At 69.0% G+C, this 15273-nt stretch carries 18 protein-coding genes; 5 read left to right on the forward strand and 13 right to left on the reverse strand.

Annotated elements, in window-relative coordinates; genetic code table 11:
- Nucleotides 1-40 precede the first annotated feature (40 nt).
- Nucleotides 41-886 (forward strand): c-type cytochrome, encoded by an 846-nt coding sequence (locus tag AC1ROD_RS17390; RefSeq protein ID WP_492949510.1) that lies wholly within the window; start codon nt 41-43, stop codon nt 884-886.
- Here the strand turns inward: AC1ROD_RS17390 and AC1ROD_RS17395 are convergent.
- Nucleotides 876-2138, reverse strand: coding sequence for a DNA polymerase IV (locus AC1ROD_RS17395; protein ID WP_492949511.1), 1263 nt, complete (start codon nt 2136-2138; stop codon nt 876-878). The two genes, AC1ROD_RS17390 and AC1ROD_RS17395, sit on opposite strands and share 11 nt — an antisense overlap.
- A gap of 128 nt (nt 2139-2266) precedes the next feature.
- Here AC1ROD_RS17395 and AC1ROD_RS17400 point away from each other — a divergent pair, with 128 nt between their 5' ends.
- Nucleotides 2267-2656 carry a response regulator gene (locus tag AC1ROD_RS17400; protein WP_492949512.1) on the forward strand — a complete coding sequence of 130 codons (390 nt, stop codon included), beginning with the start codon at nt 2267-2269 and terminating at the stop codon, nt 2654-2656.
- On the forward strand, nt 2653-4017 hold the full coding sequence (locus AC1ROD_RS17405; RefSeq protein ID WP_492949513.1) for a PleD family two-component system response regulator: 1365 nt from the start codon (nt 2653-2655) through the stop codon (nt 4015-4017). Before AC1ROD_RS17400 ends, AC1ROD_RS17405 begins: the two co-directional genes overlap by 4 nt.
- A gap of 15 nt (nt 4018-4032) precedes the next feature.
- On the opposite strand, the gene AC1ROD_RS17410 is transcribed toward AC1ROD_RS17405, so the two are convergent.
- The 7 genes from AC1ROD_RS17410 to AC1ROD_RS17440 form a co-directional block, all read right to left on the reverse strand.
- Complete coding sequence (locus tag AC1ROD_RS17410; protein WP_492949514.1) at nt 4033-4845, reverse strand: class I SAM-dependent methyltransferase; 813 nt, start codon at nt 4843-4845, stop codon at nt 4033-4035.
- Nucleotides 4846-4976: 131 nt separating this feature from the next.
- Entirely contained in the window at nt 4977-5144 is a 168-nt protein-coding gene (rpmG, locus tag AC1ROD_RS17415; protein ID WP_492949515.1) for a 50S ribosomal protein L33, read from the reverse strand.
- A gap of 82 nt (nt 5145-5226) precedes the next feature.
- A complete protein-coding gene (locus AC1ROD_RS17420) occupies nt 5227-5628 on the reverse strand; it encodes a DUF5990 family protein (RefSeq protein ID WP_492949516.1) in 402 nt (133 codons plus the stop codon).
- A gap of 2 nt (nt 5629-5630) precedes the next feature.
- Nucleotides 5631-6065 carry a hypothetical protein gene (locus AC1ROD_RS17425; protein WP_492949517.1) on the reverse strand — a complete coding sequence of 145 codons (435 nt, stop codon included), beginning with the start codon at nt 6063-6065 and terminating at the stop codon, nt 5631-5633.
- A 75-nt stretch (nt 6066-6140) separates the two neighbouring features.
- Complete coding sequence (locus tag AC1ROD_RS17430) at nt 6141-6845, reverse strand: NUDIX hydrolase (protein WP_492949518.1); 705 nt, start codon at nt 6843-6845, stop codon at nt 6141-6143.
- A 38-nt stretch (nt 6846-6883) separates the two neighbouring features.
- Complete coding sequence (locus AC1ROD_RS17435; protein ID WP_492949519.1) at nt 6884-7240, reverse strand: VOC family protein; 357 nt, start codon at nt 7238-7240, stop codon at nt 6884-6886.
- Complete coding sequence (locus AC1ROD_RS17440) at nt 7237-7890, reverse strand: hypothetical protein (RefSeq protein ID WP_492949520.1); 654 nt, start codon at nt 7888-7890, stop codon at nt 7237-7239. The genes AC1ROD_RS17435 and AC1ROD_RS17440 overlap by 4 nt, the downstream gene beginning before the upstream one ends.
- Before the next feature lie 134 nt (nt 7891-8024).
- Between AC1ROD_RS17440 and AC1ROD_RS17445 the strand changes: the two genes are divergently transcribed.
- Entirely contained in the window at nt 8025-8558 is a 534-nt protein-coding gene (locus AC1ROD_RS17445) for a TetR/AcrR family transcriptional regulator (RefSeq protein ID WP_492949521.1), read from the forward strand.
- Between the two features lies 1 nt (nt 8559).
- Here AC1ROD_RS17445 and AC1ROD_RS17450 read toward each other — a convergent pair whose 3' ends face one another.
- Nucleotides 8560-9732 carry an MFS transporter gene (locus AC1ROD_RS17450; protein ID WP_492949522.1) on the reverse strand — a complete coding sequence of 391 codons (1173 nt, stop codon included), beginning with the start codon at nt 9730-9732 and terminating at the stop codon, nt 8560-8562.
- A gap of 12 nt (nt 9733-9744) precedes the next feature.
- Nucleotides 9745-10779: an aldo/keto reductase gene (locus AC1ROD_RS17455; protein WP_492949523.1), complete on the reverse strand. Its 1035-nt coding sequence runs from the start codon at nt 10777-10779 to the stop codon at nt 9745-9747.
- 86 nt (nt 10780-10865) lie between these two features.
- On the opposite strand from AC1ROD_RS17455, the gene AC1ROD_RS17460 reads away from it, so the two are divergent.
- Complete coding sequence (locus tag AC1ROD_RS17460) at nt 10866-11771, forward strand: LysR family transcriptional regulator (protein WP_492949524.1); 906 nt, start codon at nt 10866-10868, stop codon at nt 11769-11771.
- On the opposite strand, the gene AC1ROD_RS17465 is transcribed toward AC1ROD_RS17460, so the two are convergent.
- From AC1ROD_RS17465 to rcdA, 3 genes are read right to left on the reverse strand one after another with little or no spacing between them, the layout of a single operon-like run.
- A complete protein-coding gene (locus tag AC1ROD_RS17465) occupies nt 11768-12334 on the reverse strand; it encodes an NADPH-dependent FMN reductase (RefSeq protein WP_492949525.1) in 567 nt (188 codons plus the stop codon). The genes AC1ROD_RS17460 and AC1ROD_RS17465 overlap by 4 nt on opposite strands.
- Entirely contained in the window at nt 12331-14688 is a 2358-nt protein-coding gene (gene rnr / locus AC1ROD_RS17470) for a ribonuclease R (RefSeq protein ID WP_492949526.1), read from the reverse strand. Before rnr ends, AC1ROD_RS17465 begins: the two co-directional genes overlap by 4 nt.
- Before the next feature lie 43 nt (nt 14689-14731).
- Nucleotides 14732-15253 (reverse strand): protease adaptor protein RcdA, encoded by a 522-nt coding sequence (gene rcdA, locus AC1ROD_RS17475; RefSeq protein ID WP_492949527.1) that lies wholly within the window; start codon nt 15251-15253, stop codon nt 14732-14734.
- Between the last annotated feature and the right edge of the window lie 20 nt (nt 15254-15273).

A 15273-nucleotide genomic window follows, 5' to 3' on the forward strand; every position in this document is an offset into this window, starting at 1 on the left:
GGATATCGGTGATCATCGGACATCGCTGGGGGATCGGTCGATGCTGAAGTTCATCCGATGGGGGCTGATCGCCCTGACGGGGCTGATCGTCCTGGCCTTCGCCGTGGTCTATGGCGGCAGCGAGATCATCATCAGGTCGAAGCCTGAAACGCCAATGCCGACCATCGTGGCGGCCAGCGATCCCGGGGCGGTGGCGCGGGGCGCCTATATCGGCCGGGTGTCGGGCTGCGACGGCTGCCACGAGCGCAACCTGCAGGGCGGGGAGTGGGGCAAGGACTTCTGGCAGGGCTCGGTCTACACGGCCAATCTGACGCGGGTCACGCCGCACTATACGGACAGCCAGCTGGCGCGCGCGATCCGCTCGGGCGTGCGCGCCGACGGAACGAAGCTCTGGGCCATGCCGTCCGAGACCTGGACCACGATGACGGACGCCGAGGTCGCCGACGTCATCGCCTGGCTGCGCACCCATCCTGCGGCCGGCCCCGACCGCCCGCGCGAGACCTTCGGGCCCTTGGGGCGTCTGAGAATTCTGCTGGGACAGGCGAAGTCGACGCCGGCCTGGGTCGCCGAGGCGAAGGCCAACCCGGCGATGGATGCGGGGCCTCAGTTCGCGCGCGGCCGCCATCTGGCCATGACCGTCTGTGGCGAATGCCACAACTCCGATCTCAAGGGCCGGGAAGGGGATACGCCCGACCTGCTGATCGCGGCCTCCTACGACCTCCCGGGCTTCACCAAGCTGATGCGCACCGGCGTGGCCATGGACGGCAAGACCAAGGGGCTGATGTCGGAGGTCGCCCGCGAGAACTTCAGCGCCTTCACGGACGCGGACATCGCCGCGCTCCACGCCTATCTGACGGCGCGGGCGGAGGCTGCGCCTACTTCCTGAGGGCCCGCCCCGCCACCACCGCGTCCTTGCCGAACTTGGCGCGCAGCCTGTCGATGGTGGTCTCGGTCTTGAGGGCGCGGCTTTCGGTTGAGGCGAACAGGCCGGTGGGGCCCTCCACAGCGTCGACCACATCGGCCATGCCGATGCCGATCAGGCGATAGGGCTGGCCCAGCTCGGGCCTGAGCAGGTCGCGGCCGATGGCGAACAGGGCGCGGGCGGTCTGGATCGGCTCGGGCGCGGTGATCCGGCGGGTGATGATCTTGAAGTCGGTGCGGCGCAGTTTCAGCACCACGACCCGGCTGGCGACCCCGTCGCGGCGTGCCTTTGACGCCAGCTTCTCGCACAGGGGCCAGAGCTCGGCCTCCAGATCCTCGGCGGTGGTCAGGTCGGTGTTGAAGGTGGTCTCGGCGCTCATTCCCTTGCGGTCGTGCTCGGGGCGCACCGGACGGTTATCGCGGGCGTGGGACAGGTCGTGCAGCCTCAGACCCGCCTCGCCATAGCGTTTGACCAGATCCTTCACATCGGCGGCGGCCAGATCGCCGATGGTGTTGAAGCCGTCGCTCCTGAGGGTCTTGCCGAAGACCGGGCCGACGTGGGGCAGGGCGGTGACCGGGCGGGGCGCGAGAATGGCCTGGGCGTCGCGCTTCGACACGACCGAGAAGCCGCGTGGCTTGTCCATCTCGGACGCCATCTTGGCGAGGAAGCGGTTGGGAGCCAGGCCGATGGAGACGGTGAGCCCCGTCTCGTCTTCGATCCGCTTCATCAGCCGGATCAGCTGCAGCGCCGGCGGGCCGCCGTTCAGCCGCTCGGTGCCGGCCAGATCGATCCAGGCCTCGTCCAGCGACAGGGTCTGAACCAGGGGCGTCAGCTCGCCGACGAAGCCGAAGATGCGCTGCGATTCAAAGACGTACTTCGAGAAGTCCGGCTTGATCACCGTGGCGTCGGGACAGGTCTTGAGCGCCTTGAACATCGGCATGGCCGAATGGACGCCGTACATCCGCGCGACATAGCAGCAGGTCGAGACCACGCCCCGTACGCCGCCGCCCACGATGACCGGCTTGTCCCTGAGTTCGGGCCGGTCGCGCTTCTCTACCGAGGCGTAGAAGGCGTCGCAATCGAGGTGGGCGATGGTCAGCTGATCGAGTTCCGGATCGCAGACCATCCGCCGCGAACCGCAGTCCGGACAGCGCCCGTCGCCCGGCGCCTCGGCCCCGTTCCACAGACAGTCGCGGCAGATCGCCGTGATGGCCAAAGCTGATTTCTCCGGGGCCGGTTCCGGCTTCACGTCAACTTAAGACCCGGGCGCCCATATTGCACGGGAAGAAGGCGACCCAGCCTCCACGCCGCAGCGCGACCGGAGGCGAACCAGACCAGGTGATGATGTCCAAGAAAGTCCTCATCGTCGAGGATAACGAGCTGAACATGAAGCTGTTTCATGATCTGCTCGACTCGCAAGGGTACCAGACCCTGCAGACCCGCGAAGGGCTGCAGGCGATGGCTCTGGCGCGTCAGCACATGCCCGATCTGATTCTGATGGACATCCAGCTGCCCGAGATTTCGGGTCTCGAAGTCACCAAGTGGCTGAAGGACGACGAGGAGCTAGCCCATATCCCCGTCATCGCCGTCACCGCCTTCGCCATGAAGGGCGACGAGGAGCGGATCCGTCAGGGCGGCTGCGAGGCCTATATCTCCAAGCCGATCTCGGTGATGCACTTCCTGGAGACGGTGCGGAAGCATCTGGGCGCGCCCGTACCGGCAGCCACCCGATGACCGCGCGCATCCTGGTCGTCGATGACGTCGAGCCGAACGTCCGCCTGCTCGAAGCCAAGCTGACGCTCGAATACTATGACGTCCTGAGCTGCCACGACGGGCTGACGGCCCTAAAGCTGGCCTCGGCCGAGAAGCCCGACATCATCCTGCTGGACGTCATGATGCCCGGCATGGACGGGTTCGAGACCTGCAAGCGGCTGAAGGCCGATCCCGAGACGCGCCATATCCCGGTGGTGCTGGTCACCGCCCTGGACGGCCGCGAGGACCGTATCCGCGGGCTGGACGCCGGCGCCGACGACTTCCTGACCAAGCCGCTGGACGATCTGGTGCTGTTCGCCCGGGTCCGGTCGCTGGTCCGGCTGAAGCTGATCATGGACGAGCTGCGCGAGCGCGAGGAGAGCGGCCGCCGGCTGGGCGTCTCCACCGACGGCGCCGGACGTCTGCGCGGCTCCGGCGGTCGAGTCCTGATCGTCGACGACAACGAGCGCCAGTCGGCCCGGATCGTCGAGGAACTATCGCGCGAACACCGGCCGGTGGTCGAGACCGACGCGGGCGCCGCCCTGATCGCCTCCAAGGGCCTGATCGACCTGATGATCGTCAACACGGCCGCCGACAGCTTCGACGGCCTGCGCCTGATCGCCCAGGTGCGTTCGGCCGAGCCGACCCGCCACCTGCCCATCCTGGCCATCGTCGACGCCGCCGAGCGGCCACGTCTGGTCAAGGCGCTGGAGCTGGGCGTCAACGACATCCTGTCGCGGCCCATCGATTCCGAAGAGCTGGCGGCCCGGGCGCGGACCCAGATCCGCCGCAAGCGCTACACCGACTTCCTGCGCGAGAAGCTGGACTACAGCCTCGAGATGGCGGTCACCGACGCCCTGACCGGTCTGCACAACCGCCGCTACATGGCCGGCCAGCTGCAGGCCTTCGTCCAGCGCGCCAACCACGGCGGCGATCCGGTCGCGGTGCTGGTGCTGGACATCGACCACTTCAAATCGGTCAACGACGGCTTCGGTCATGACGCGGGGGACGAGGTCCTGACCGAGTTCGCCGTCCGGCTGGCGACCAATGTCCGCGCCGTTGACCTGCCCTGCCGTCTGGGCGGGGAAGAGTTTGTGGTGGTCATGCCCGACACCACCCTGGCCGACGCCCACCGCATCGCCGACCGCATCCGCCGCGACATCGGCCTGGCCCCGTTCCGGGTGATGGGCGGCAAGGAACACCTGACCGTGACCGTCTCGATCGGCGTCTCGGCCAGCCTCGGCTCGGACGATACCCCCGAGGCCCTGCTCAAGCGGGCCGACGAGGGCGTCTATGAGGCCAAGGCCTCGGGCCGCAACCAGGTCATCGCCAGAGCCGCCTAGGCCGCCTGACCGGCCTCAGGGCTTGCTGACCACAACCTTCAGGAAGGTGGCGGGGATCACCACCTCGCCCGGCCCGCCCTGGTTCTGGGCCGCGACCAGGGCCGTCAACTCGGCATGCAGCGCCTCGGCGCGCCCGTCCTTCGTCGCCGCCTCATAGGCGTTCATGGTCGGGCCGTAGAAATAGCGGAAGATGTCGACATAGTCCGGGACCGAGCAGGTGCGGCTGAAGACATAGGTCTGGGGCTCGCAAGAGACCCGGTCGGCGGGGACGCCCGCGGCGCCGAAGCGTTCGACGACATTGGCGGGCACGCCCCAGGTCATGGGGCTGACGAAGCCCTCAGGCGGCGGCGGGCTGTAGGCCGAGCTGATCTTGAGCACCTGGGCGACCAGGGTCGGGTCGCCGGGGATCCAGTTGCCCATGACGATCCGGCCGCCGGGCTTTGTTACCCGCACCATCTCCGAGGCCACATCGAAGGGGCGGGGCGCGAACATGGCGCCGAAGACGCTGACCACCAGATCAAAGCTCTCGTCCTTGAGATCGGTCAGGGCCGAGGCGTCGCCCTCCTGAAAGCGCAGGTTGGACAGGCCCGCCGCCGCCGCCCGGGCATTGCCCGCCGCGACCAGATTGCTGGCGATGTCGACGCCCAGGACGTCCGCGCCCAGCCGGGCCGAGGGCAGGGCGGTCGTGCCGTCGCCGCAGCCCAGATCCAGCACCTTCATGCCGGGCCCGACGTTCAATCCGTCAACGAAGGCCGCGCCGCTGTCGCGCATAGCTTCCGCCAGCTTGGTGAAATCACCCTTTTCCCACAACGCCTTGTTCGGATTCACTGACCTGCCTCCCCGTTGTATGTGCGGGCAGGGTACCAGCTTTGCGATTATCCGGCGACGGAGCGCCAGAATCAGAAACGCCCGGCTGGAGGACCAGCCGGGCGTTTCGAACTCAGGCGGTGGGCCAGATCTTACTTGATCTTGCCTTCCTTGAACTCGACGTGCTTGCGCGCGATCGGGTCGTATTTGTTGACGACCATCTTCTCGGTCATGGTGCGGGCATTCTTCTTGGTGACGTAGAAGAAGCCGGTGTCGGCGGTCGAGTTCAGGCGGATTTTGATAGAAGCCGGCTTGGCCATCGGAATTACCTCTGCGACGGCGAAAGCCGCTAAAATAAGAGGCGCGGAACATACTCAGGCGCGCCCGGAAGTCAACGTGGATTCAGACGGGGCGCCACGGTTCGATGGGTTTGACCGTCGCGCAGGCCGGAAGACCGTCCTTGTCGCGGCCCGGAAGGGTCACCGCAAGGGTCTTTCCGGCCCGGGCCTGATCCAGCAAGGGGCCCAGCTGGTGGACGTCGATCTTGGCGCGGCGGCTGATCGTCGTATGGCCACCAGCCTGCCCTCCTATGGCGATATAGACGAAGCGGCGCTCCGCCCCCTCGCGCCGGACGAAGGGGCCGGTCAGGCGATTGTCGTCGGACAGCTTGACCGGCACGTCGAAGGACAAGGGGGCGTCCGTGGCCACGACCGGGCCGACCGGGACCGATTTCTGGTCCTGCAGGCTGTAGGTCATGCCGGGGACCGGATCGGCGATGGTCAGGCGCAGGGTGATTCCGGTCATGCTCAGCTTCCGTCGCGCAGGCGGGTGAGGATGGCCTCGGCCTCATCCACCCGGTTCATGACCTCGATCGCATCGCGGGCGACGCAGCCGCGGTCCCAGGCCAGGGTCTCGTCCGGCCGGCCCGCGCGCGACCATTTCAGCCGGCCGTAGGGAAGGTCGTAGATTGTGCGCTCGCAGGTGAAGGCCCGCCCCTCATAGGGCTGGAAGATCGCGCGGATGCGGTCGAAGTCCTCGGACTTGATGGCGAAGGTCCGGACGTTGTTGTCGCGGTCGCGCCAGCGGCCCTGACCGTCGCGGGAGAAGGTCCACTCCTCCATGACATTTCCCCAGGACAGCCAGGTCAGGGTCATGGCGTCGAGCTGCGGCGCGGCGGCCTGACTCCGGACGGGCGCGACGACGAGAAGAAGGCCGGCGAGGAGGGCGATCAGGACACGCATGCGGAACTCCGTGTGGTGCGAGAGAGCCTCAGTCAGGCGGTTTGGGCAAGCCGTCGAAACGTGACGACCCCTCCGTCAGTCCCGGGTGATCAGGTGGGCGCCGCGCACGAAGCGGACGAAGGGCGGAGCGCGGCCCGGGTCGGCGCGGCGCTCGGCCGCCTCGCCCAGAACCATGCGGGTGATGGCGGGCAGTTCCAGCGTGCGGGCCTCGGCGAGCGGCATCCAGGCGATCTCGTCCAACTCGCCCGATCCGGCGGTGGGTTCGGGCGTCAGCAGGGCGGAGGCCTCTGCCATGAAGAAGCGGGCGTCGAAGCGGCGCGTACGGCCCGGCGGGGTGATGGCGCGCGCGACATAGGTCAGGACGGACAGGTCGGGCAGGGCGCCGACGGCCCGGAACTCGCGCCAGCCGCCGGCGACGGTGGCGACCGGGGCCGGGCGGGCCAGCATCATCCCCGTCTCCTCGAAGGTCTCGCGGATGGCGGCAAGGGCCAGGGCCCGGGCGCGACGGGCGGGGACCTCGGCCTCCAGCCGCGCCGCCTCGACCAGATCGCCTGTGGCGGCGGCGGTGAAGTCGCCTCGCTCCACCCGGCCGCCGGGGAAGACCCATTTGGAGGCCATGAAGACATGCCCGGGCGCGCGTCGGCCCATCAGCACCTCAGGGCCAGCCGCACTGCCGCGGAACAGGATCAGGGTCGCCGCATCCTTGGGCCGCATCCGCCCGCCGACGCGCGGCGCGTCCTTCAGATCCTGCCGGGCGTCAAAGGGTTCTGGCTCGCTCACCCGGCCGTCATAGGACCGGCGGGCGGGCGTGAACAGGGTCAGTGAACCGCCCGCCCGATGCGGACGAGGGTCCCGTTGGGATCGCTGACCGCGAACTCATAGGTCCCCCAGGGCTTCAGGTGCGGCGTACCCGGCTCGATGATCAGGTCGCGGACCCGGTCGGCGACGGCGTCGACGTCCTCGACATAGAGGTAGAGGCCCAGCGGGTTGTCCTCGACCGTCGCCGGCCAGCCGGTGACCCGGTTCAGATGCAGCCGCCAGCCGCGCCCGTCGGCCAGCAGCCGGTAATGGCCGTGGTCGCTGATCACCTCCAGCCCCAGCCGGCGATAGAAGGCGGTGCTGGCCTCCAGATCGCTGGCGGGGACGATGGCGGCGATATGGTGGGTGTCGGTCAATGGAGTCGGCTCCGGATCAGCTGGACGGCGACGATCAGCGACCAGACGGCGAAGACCGTCAAGGCGATCACGGCGGGCAGCAGGCTGAAGTCGCCATGGCCGTGCATCAGCCACCAGCCGGAGAGGAGGGCGACCCCGATTCCAACCGCGCCCGCGACCTTCGTCATCAGGCCCATTCGCAGCATCCGTACGGCCCAGAGGGCGCAGGCGAGACCGATCAGGATCATGCCGAAGAAGGCCAGCACCTGATTGAGGGCGCCGAAGGGTGATGCCTGAAGCCGGGCCAGGTCGTGGTTGGCCGCATGGGCCATGATGCGGGGCAGGGCGAAGCCGTTGACCAGGGTCGCGCCGATCAGGGCGACCATGCCGCCGTTGAAGGCCAGGGCGCCCGCCCGCACCGACAGATACTGCTCGCCCAGCCGCCGCGGCAGCACCGTGGCGCCCGCCATCAGGACCAGGATGCAGGCGATCATCCCGCCGTGAACCAGCCCGTTGCTCCAGTCGCGCATCAGATGGCCGTCGTCCGGTCCGTGTAGGGAAGTCGGGTGGTGCATCATCAGGAACAGGGCCGCCAGGGTCCCGCCCAGCATCAGCCCCCCGCCGAGGCGGTCCTCCGGTCCCGTGTTCGTGGTGTTGCTATCGTCCGTCATCCGCCCCTCCTGAAATGGTCGCGCGAGGGTGGCGAGGCCGGCAAGGGAGGGCGAGGGACGATCCGGCGTGGAGTCCGCTTCCGGACTTTCGCGGTCATTTGTCCGGAAGGGGACGGCTGAACAGCGGGCGCCGGATGCCCTATCGTGCGGCCATGACCTATGACACGCAGGAGACGGATCGACGGATACGCCGCACGCGGGCGGCGATTTCGGAGGCCTTCATCCGGCTGATGTTCTCGCGGCGCTACGATGCGATCCGGACGGCGGACGTCATCGCCGAGGCCGGGGTCGGGCGCTCGACCTTCTATGAGCATTTCCGCAACAAGGACGAGGTGCTGGTCGCGATGATCGACCCCCTGTTCATCCCCCTGGCGGACGCCGCCGTCGGGCGCGGCGACATCTACCGGCTGCAGGCCATACTGGCCCATCTGTGGGAGCAGAGGTCGCTGGGCCGGATGCTGTTCGCCTCGGGCCTGCTGGACAAGCTGCAGCGCAAGCTGGCGGCGATGATCGCGGCGAGGCTGGAAGAAACCGGCGAGGGGCCGCCCGCCCTGATCGCGGCGGGGCGGGCGGCGGGCCAGCTGGCCATGCTCAAACAGTGGATGACGGGCGAGGTCTCCTGCCCGACCGCCGATCTGGCGCAGCTGCTGGCGAAACGGACCGGCTAGGTCAGGCCGCTCCCTCGGCCGCCACGACGCGCCTTTGCGGCCGGGCGAGGATCAGGGCGAAGACCAGACCCGCGGCGGCGGCGACCGCTCCGGCGAGAGAGACCGCCGGAAGACCGAGCCCGCCCGCGATCACCGCCCCGCCCAGGGCCGCGCCGATGGCGTTGCCGAGGTTGAAGGCGCCGATATTGACCGCCGAGGCCAGGTTGGGCGCATCGGCGGCTGCGGTCATGACCCGGACCTGCAGCGGCGGGACGAGGGCGAAGCTGGCCACGCCCCACAGGAAGATCACCACCGCGCTGGGCGCCGCGAAGGGCATGACGAAGGCGAAGGCGACCAGCAGGACGGCGAGGGCGGCCAGGGTGACGATCAGGGTGCGATCCACCGACCGGTCCGCGAACCGCCCGCCCAGCCAGTTCCCGAGCGTCAGGCCCAGGCCGTAGGTCACCAGCATGGCGGTGACGAAGCCCAGCGAGGCGTGGGTCTGCTCCTTCAGGATCGGGGCGATATAGGTGAAGACGGTGAACATGGCGCTGGAGCCGATCACGGTCAAAGCCAGGGCCGAGAGGACCGATCCCTTGGTCAGGACGCGCAGTTCGTCGGCGACATTGCCGCCCTGGGGCGCCGGCAGGGCAGGCAGGGTCAGGCGCAGGGCGGCCATGACCACGGCGCCGATTGCCGCGATGCCCCAGAAGGATGCGCGCCAGCCGAGGACGTCTCCGGCCCAGGTCGCCAGCGGCACCCCGACGACATTGGCGATGGTCAGGCCCATGAACATGGCCGCGACCGCGCCCGCGCGGCGGTTGGGCGCGACGAGGCCGGCGGCCACGACGGAGCCGACGCCGAAGAAGGCGCCGTGGTTCAGGGAGGTGACGATCCGGGCGATCAGCAGCATCGTATAGTCGGTCGAGACCGCCGACAGCAGATTGCCGAGGGTGAAGATGCTGACGAGGCCGATCAGCAGGGTCCGTCTGGGAACCCGGCCGGTGGTCAGGGTCATCAGCGGCGCGCCGAGCATGACGCCCAGGGCATAGGCGCTGATCAGCAGGCCCGCCGTGGGGATGGAGACGCCGAGGTCGGTGGCGATCACGGGCAGCAGGCCCATGGGGGCGAACTCGGTCACACCGATGCCGAAGGCACCGGCGGCGAGGGCGAGGAGGGGGAGGTTCAGTTTCATGGTGGTCTCGGCTCAGACGAGCGGCGGGTTGAGGCGGGCGAAGCCGGCCTGCTGGCGATAGGGGGTGTGGGGATAGGCGGGCAGGACGTCGCTGGCGGCGTCGAGGACGGCGACCTGTTCCGGCGTCAGGGTCCAGCCGACCGCACCGAGGTTCTGGCGCAACTGCTCCTCGTTGCGGGCGCCGATGATGACCGAAGACACGGTCGGCCGCTGCAGCAGCCAGTTCAGGGCGATCTGGGGCACGGTCTTGCCGGTCTCGGCGGCGACGGCCTCGAGCGCATCGACGACGCGGTACAGGTGCTCGTCCTCGACCGGCGGGGCGAAGACGGCGGTGTCGTGCAGGCGGCTTCCGGCGGGGATGGGGGCGTCGCGGCGGATCTTGCCGGTCAGCCGGCCCCAGCCGAGCGGGCTCCAGACCAGGGCGCCGATGTTCTGATCCGCCGCCAGCGGCATCAGATCGGCCTCGTAGGCCCGGCCGATCAGGGAATAATAGACCTGATGGGCGACGAAGCGGGGCCGGGCGTCGCGGTCGGCGACCGCTTGCGCCTTCATCAGGGCCCAGCCCGGATAGTTGGAAACGCCGGTGTAACGGACCTTGCCGGAGCTCACGAGCATATCGAGCGTGGCCAGCAGTTCCTCCGCCGGGGTCGAGGCGTCGAAGGCGTGGAGTTGCAAGAGGTCGATATGGTCCGTGCCGAGCCGCTTGAGCGCGTCCTCGACCGAGCGGATCAGCCGGCTGCGGGACACGCCCCAGTCGCCGGGGCCGTCGCCGGTGGGAAGGCCGGTCTTGGTCGAGATCAGGACCTCGTCGCGGCGGCCCTTGATGGCCTCGCCCAGCACCCGCTCCGAGGCGCCGTCCGAATAGACGTCGGCGGTGTCGAACAGATTGACCCCCGCTTCCAGACAGATGTCGATCAGGCGACGGGCCTCGTCGACGTCGCTGGTCCCCCAAGCGCCGAACAGAGGGCCGGAGCCGCCGAACGTCCCCGTGCCGAAGCTGAGAACCGGGACCCGCAGGCCCGAGGCGCCGAGTTGACGATATTCCATGACTGACCGCTCCAATGTGTCCGGGTGCACAAATGGACGCAGGCCCCGCGCGGGTTTAGTGGGGTCTGAGGCCAAGGATATTTGCTTTGAACGCACAGGTGCAGGCAGGGACGGATCGGGCGCGGGAGATGGAGGTCTTCGCCGCCGTGGTCGACGCGGGCAGTCTGTCGGCGGCGGGGCGTCGGCTGGGCCTGACGCCTTCGGCGATTGGACGGACTGTCGACCGGATCGAGGCGCGGCTGGGCGTGCGGCTGATGCTGCGCACCACGCGGCAGCTGACCCTGTCGGCCGAGGGGCAGTCCTATCTGGCGGCGGCGCGGCGCATTCTGGCCGATATCGAGGACGCCGAGCAGTCGGTCGCCGATCAGGGCGCGCCGAGGGGGCGTCTGAGGGTCAGCGTCGCCCTGGCCCACGGACGGCTGGTCATCGTGCCGTTGCTGCGGGAGTTCACCGCGCTTCATCCGCATATCCTGGTCGACATCGGCCTGACGGACGGGCTCGTCGATGTGGCGGCGGGTCAGGCGGATGTGGCGATCCGCTTCGGCCTGCTGGCCGACAGCGGCCTGACGGCGAGGAAGCTGGGCGAGACCGGGCGGGTGGTGGTGGCCTCGCCCGACTATCTGGCGCGGCGGGGCGTGCCGAAGGTTCCGGAGGACCTGCTGACCCACGACTGTCTGAACTTCAACTTCCGCCGGGTCGAGCCGGTCTGGCCCTTCCGCCGCGACGGCCGGGACTTCGCCCTGACCGTGCATGGGCCGGTCGAGGCCAACAACGGCGAGACCCTGACCCAGTTGGCGCGGGACGGGGTCGGGATCACCCGGGTGGGCGCGTTCAGCGCCGTGGACGACATCCGCGAAGGGCGGCTGGTCCCCCTGCTGGAGGCCTTCAACCCCGGCGACCGCGAGCCGATCCATGCGGTCTTCGTCGGCGGCGCCAATATGCCGGCGCGGGTCCGGGTCTTCGTCGACTTCCTGACGGAGCGGCTGGCCTAGGAGGCCTTCACCCGTTCGCAGTGTCCGGCGAAGCCCGCGACGAAGGCGGCGAGGCGGCGGGCGACGGCCTCATCGATGAGTTCGCCGTTCTCGTTGAAGGCCGAGCTGGCGCGCTGGACCATCAGCCGCTCTCCGGCCCAGTGGTCGGCGCCGAGGGTGCGCAGCACGGGCAGCCAGGCGGCCTGGCTCATGATGGTGCCGAAGCCGCCGGGCGAGGCGCCGAGCACCGCCACGGGGCGACCACCGAAGATGCGGCTGATGTCCGACGACGGGCGGCTGAGCCAGTCGATGGCGTTCTTGAACACGCCGGGAATGCCGTTGTTGTACTCGGGCGTGAACAGCATCAGGCCGTCGGCGCCGACGATCAGCTCTTTCAGTGCCTCGACGGCGGCCGGGATGCCCTCGTCGCGCTCCAGATCGCCGTTGTAGAGGGGGATGCCCTCGATCGAGCCGGCGACCAGCTCGACATCCGGCGGCGTCATCCCTTGCGCCGCACGCAGCAGGGCCGTGTTGAAGGAGCCGGCGCGCAGGCTGCCGGAGACGCCGATCAGTCGCACGGTCATTTGCGTTTGCCCTTTCTCACGCCCTTCAGCCCACCGGAGGGCCTGCCTCCACGCGGGGGCTTGGGACCGCCCGGACGGCCGGAGCCGCGCTTCGGAGGTCCATTCCCGCCCGGACCGCGGTCGCGGGCGCGAACGCCGTAGCGGGGGCGCGGCGCGTTGGGATCGCGCGGCTCCGGGTCCGACAGCATCTCGAACAGCAGGCCGCCGGTGACCGGTGTGGCCTCCTTCAGTTTCACCTGCACGGCGCGGCCCAGGGTGTAGCGTTGGCCCGAGCGTTCGCCGACCAGGGCGTGGGCGCGGTCGTCGTGGGTGAAATACTCGTCGCCGAGCGAGGAGACGGGGACGAGGCCATCGGCGCCGGTCTCCTCCAGCCGCACGAACAGGCCGAAGCGGGTCACGCCGGTGATCCGGCCGTCGAAGGTGGCTCCGACCCGGTCTTCCAGGAAGGCGGCGACATAGCGGTCCATGGCGTCGCGCTCGGCGGACATGGAGCGGCGTTCGGTCTGGGTCACCTGTTCGGCGATGGCCTGCAACTCGGCGATCTCGCGGTCCGTCAGCCCGTCCGTGCCGAGCTTCAGCGCCCGGATCAGGCCCCGGTGCACGATCAGGTCGGAATAGCGGCGGATCGGCGAGGTGAAGTGGGCATAGCGGTCGAGGTGCAGGCCGAAGTGGCCCACATTGTCCGGCGAATAGACGGCCTGCATCTGGCTGCGCAGCACCACCTCATTGACGACGTCGGCGTGGGGGCCGTCGCGGGTCTGGTCCAGCAGCTTGTTGAACCGCTTGGTCGTCGCCGGCTCGCCCTTGTTCCAGGGCATGGCGATGGTGGTCAGGAAGTCGGCCAGGTTGAAGATCTTCTCCTGACTGGGCGCCTCGTGGACGCGGTAGATCAGGGGGACCTTCTTCTGCTCCAGCGTTTCCGCCGCACAGACGTTGGCCTGGATCATCATCTCCTCGATCAGCCGGTGGGCCTCCAGCGACTTGCGCGGGACGATGGCGGCGATGCCCCCGTCCTTGCCCATCAGGATGCGGCGCTCGGCGCTCTCGATCTGCAGCGGGCTGCGCTTCAGCCGGCCCTTCAGCATGGTGTGGTAGGCGTTCCACAGCGGATAGAGGATCGTCTCCATGATCGGACCCGTCGTGTCGTCCGTCCCGCCGCCGTTCTCGACCCCGTCGATGGCGGCTTGCGCCTGCTCGTAGCTGAGCTTGGCGTGGCTGCGCATCAGGCCGCGATGGAATTTGTGCCCCGTCTTCTTGCCTTCCTTGTCGAAGACCATGCGCACGGCCAGGGTCGCGCGGTTCTCGCCCTCCTTCAGGCTGCACAGGCCGTTCGAGAGCCGCTCGGGCAGCATCGGCTCGACGCGGTCGGGGAAGTAGGTGGAGTTGCCCTTGGCCCGCGCCTCGCGGTCCAGCGCCGTGCCGGGACGGACATAGGCGGCGACGTCGGCGATGGCGACCCAGACGATCCACCCGCCGGGGTTCTTCTCGTCCTCGTCGCGCTGGGCGAAAACGGCGTCGTCATGGTCGCGCGCATCGGCCGGGTCGATGGTGACGAAGGGAATGTCGCGCAGGTCGTCGCGGCCCTTGAGCGTCGGCAGGTCCTGGTTGTCGGCCTCCTTCTCGACCGCGTCGGAGAAGCCGGTCGGGACGCCGTGGGCGTGGATGGCGATCAGGGAGGCGGCGCGGGGATCATCCTCCTTGCCGATGACCTCAAGGATCTTGCCGCGTTTGGGGCCGTAGCGCTGTTCCGACTTCTCGATCGAGGCCAGGACCAGGTCGCCGTCGCGCAGGTCTTCGGACAGGGCCGGCGGGATAATCAGGGTGTCCTTGGAGCGCCGGTCGACGGGCTCGACGCGGGTCTCGCGGTTGGACTTGCGGATCACGCCCAGCACCCGGTTGGTTCCGGCGTCCAGCTTCTTGACCAGCCGGGCTTCCCAGCCGTCATTCCCGCGCTCGAACTTGACCAGCAGCCGGTCGCCCATGCCGGGGGCGGGGCCCGTCTTGCCCGACTTGTCGGGGATCAGGACCGCGCGCGGGGCGTCGGCGGCGGCCTCGACCAGCCGGACATAGAGTTCGCCGTCGATATCCTTCTCGACCACATCGACGACGCCGACGGGGGGCAGGGCGCCGGCTTCCGAGAAGCCCTTCTTGCCGCGTTTGCCGAGCTTGCCCTCGGCCTCCAGCTCCCGCAGCATTTCGCGCAGGGCGCGGCGTTCCGCGCCCTTCAGGCCGAAGGCGCGGGCCAGATCGGATTTGTCGGCTTCACCCGCCTCGCGCAGGAAGCGCAGCAGGGTTTCCTTGTCGGGAAGGCCGCCGGTCGAGGGACCGGACGGACGGCGGGGAGGTTTGACCATGAGTCGAGGTTAGCGCGGATCGCCCGCGCGCACCACGCAGGCGTTAGGAGCGGAAGGCCGCTTCCAGCATGCCCAGTTGGCTGAGGACCGGGTTGGCCTCGGCCTCGGCGGGGGCGTCCAGATACATGCGGCGGTCCAGATACAGGACCCGGTCGTGCAGCTTCTCGGCCCGGACGACATATTCGATCAGGGCGATGGGCAGTTCGGCGTGGCTGGGCTCGCTCTCCAGCGGGCGGGCGGTGAGGCGATAGCGGGGATCGCAGGCGGCCTCGGGCTCCATGTCGCCCTCGCGGACGGCGCGCTGGACCAGCAGCCAGGAGGCGACCTGCATCAGCCGGGTGGTCAGCTTCATGCTCTCGGCGGCATAGGCCAGGGCCGCGGCGCGCGACAGGAGCTTGGATTCCCGACGGCCGTCGCCGTCCAGATAGGAGGCGGTGTCCTCGACCAGCTCCATGCCTTCGCGGAAGGTGCGCTCGAACAGCTCCGAGCGGGCGAAATCATGGATCTCCGCCGCACGGCTGCGCGCGCGGGTCGGGTCGCCGGACTGTTGGTCGTCGCTGGCCATCAACTCAATCATACTCATGG

The organism is Brevundimonas sp. GW821-FHT12E07 (assembly GCF_058807035.1).